Annotated in this window: 2 protein-coding genes; both read left to right on the forward strand. The window is 66.5% G+C overall.

The window, feature by feature from the left end:
- Positions 1–813 (forward strand): calcium-binding protein (locus LPJGGPFB_RS32805; RefSeq protein WP_173424100.1); only part of this gene is annotated, 813 nt, incomplete at its 5' end.
- 75 nt (positions 814–888) lie between these two features.
- Positions 889–2,598: type I secretion system permease/ATPase (locus LPJGGPFB_RS32810; RefSeq protein ID WP_173424101.1), on the forward strand; the 1,710-nt coding region annotated here is incomplete at its 3' end.

Here is a 2,598-nt window from a genome sequence, read left to right on the forward strand (position 1 = left end):
AGCGACATCCTGTCGGGGGATGCCGGCAGCGACGTGCTGCGCGGCGAGGACGGCGACGATGTGCTGTCGGGTGGTGACGGCGACGACGTTGCCTCGGGCGGATCGGGCAATGACGAGATCCACGGCGGTGCCGGTGCCGACATGCTGTTCGGCAATGGCGGCGACGACCTGATCTTCGGTGACGCCGGCAACGACGTCATCGAAGGCGGGGCGGGCTCGGACAAGGCCTGGGGCGGTGCCGGCGACGACATCGTGCTGGCCGCCAAGGGCGACGGCGACGACAGCTACTGGGGCGATGGCGGCGTCGACACGCTCGACTACTCCGTGGCGTCAGGCAACCTGACGGTCGACATGGGCACCGGCTTCATGGGCCGCGGCCAGGTCTCGGGCGTCGAGGTCGGCACCGACACGGTCTACGGCTTCGAGAACTTCATCGGTGGCTCCGGCCATGACGTCATCACCGCATCCAATGCCGTCAACATCATCGACGGCGGCCTTGGCGAGGACGTCTTCCGCTTCACCTCGGTGGCAGCGGCAAACGGCGACACGATCTACGGCTTTACGCCGGGAGACCGGATCGACTTCTCCTCGATCGATGCCAACACCGGACAGGCGGGTCTGCAGCACTTCACGCTTTCGGCCGGAACGACGCTCTCGGGCGCCGGCCAGATCGTGGTGACGCATGAGACCCAGGACGGCGCCGACGTCACGGTGATCCGCGGCAGTGTCGATGCCGACCCGGATGCCGACTTCGAGCTTTCGATCGCCGGCACGCATAACCTCAAGGTCGCCGACTTCAACGGCGTCTCCTGAGCAGGAAGCGTTATTCCCGGCCGGTCGCTCTGACCGGCCGGGACAGCATGCGGGCGGACAAAAGGGGATCTCATCATGAGCAAGAAGAAAGAGCCGCAACACAAGATCGGCGGCATGCGCGGTATCCTGATCTATCTCTTCGGCCTTTCCGGCCTGATCAACATCCTGGCGCTGACCGGCGCCTTCTACATGCTGCAGATCTACGATCGGGCGCTGACCAGCGGCAGCATCTCCACTTTGGTGGCACTGTCGGTGCTGGCGGTCGGGCTCTATCTGTTCCAGGGCCTGTTCGACGTCATCCGCTCGCAGATCCTGGTCCGGCTCGGTGCAAGGCTCGACAGCCAACTGGCGCCGCTTGCCCACAAGGTGGTGATCGAGATGCCGCGCTTCGGCTATTCGACGGCGGAGGCGACGGAACGCGGCCGCGACGTCGACACGCTGCGCGGGTTCCTGGCGAGCCAGGGGCCGGTGGCGCTGTTCGACCTGCCGTGGATCCCGATCTATCTCGTCTTCGTCTGGCTTTTGCATCCGATGCTCGGCTATCTCACGGTCGGCGGCGCGCTGGTGCTGGCGGTGCTGACGATCATTGCCGAGGTGCTGACGCGGCGTCATTCCAGCTCGATGATCAAGGCCTCGGTGGCGCGCAGCTCGGTGGCCGAAAGCAATGCCCGCAACAGCGACGTGCTGCATGCCATGGGCATGACCGGCCGGGCGGTCGATCGCTTCGAGAAGGCCAATCGCCGCCATCTCGACTGTCAGACCAAGACGTCCGACATCGGCGGCACGCTGTCGGGCCTGTCGAAGGTGCTGCGCATGATCCTGCAATCGGCGATCCTCGGGCTCGGCGCCTATCTGGCGATCCGCGGGCAGATGTCGGCCGGTTCGATCATCGCCTCGTCGATCGTGACCGCCAGGGCACTGGCGCCGGTCGACATGGCGATTGCGCAATGGAAGGGCGTGGTGGCGGCACGGCGCAGCTATCATCGCCTCAACGAGACGCTCGGCGTGCTCGACGAGCGCTCCGGCAGCCTCGACCTGCCGGCGCCGACGGAAAGCCTGTCGCTCGACAAGGTGACGACGGTGGCGCCGTCGACCGGGGCGGTGCTCTTGAGCGAAGTGAGCCTGGAACTGAAAGCCGGACAGGCGCTGGGACTGATCGGTCCGTCGGGCGGCGGCAAGACGACGCTGGCACGCGCCATGCTCGGCATCTGGCCGGTCTTGCGCGGCGCAGTGCGCATCGACGGCGCCGATCTCAACCAATGGCCCGAGACGCTGTTCAACCAGCATGTCGGCTACCTGCCGCAGGACGTGGCGCTGATGGACGGCACGGTGTCGGACAACATCTCGCGCTTTGCCGAGGCGCCGAACGCGCGCGCCATCATCCGCGCCGCCAAGGCCGCCGGCATCCACGAGATGATCGTGCACCTGCCGAACGGCTACCAGACCGAACTTGGTCCTCATGGAACCGCACTGTCCGCAGGCCAGCGGCAACGCATTGCCCTGGCTCGTGCACTCTACGGGGATCCTTTTCTTGTGGTGCTCGACGAGCCGAACTCCAACCTCGATGCGGAAGGGGAAGAGGCACTGTGTCAGGCCATCCTCAAGGTGCGCGAGCGCGGCGGCATCGTCGTCATCGTCGCCCACCGCCCGAGCGCGCTGCAGACGGTCGACATGATCGGCCTGGTGCAGGCCGGCCGGCTGGTCGCCTTCGGCCCGAAGGAGGAGATCCTGCCGTCGCAGAAGATGCGGCCGCTGGTGGTGGAGAAGAACCGCAGGGCGGATGCC

Origin of the sequence: Ensifer adhaerens, assembly GCF_013283195.1 — a bacterium.
Lineage (GTDB): Bacteria > Pseudomonadota > Alphaproteobacteria > Rhizobiales > Rhizobiaceae > Ensifer > Ensifer adhaerens_G.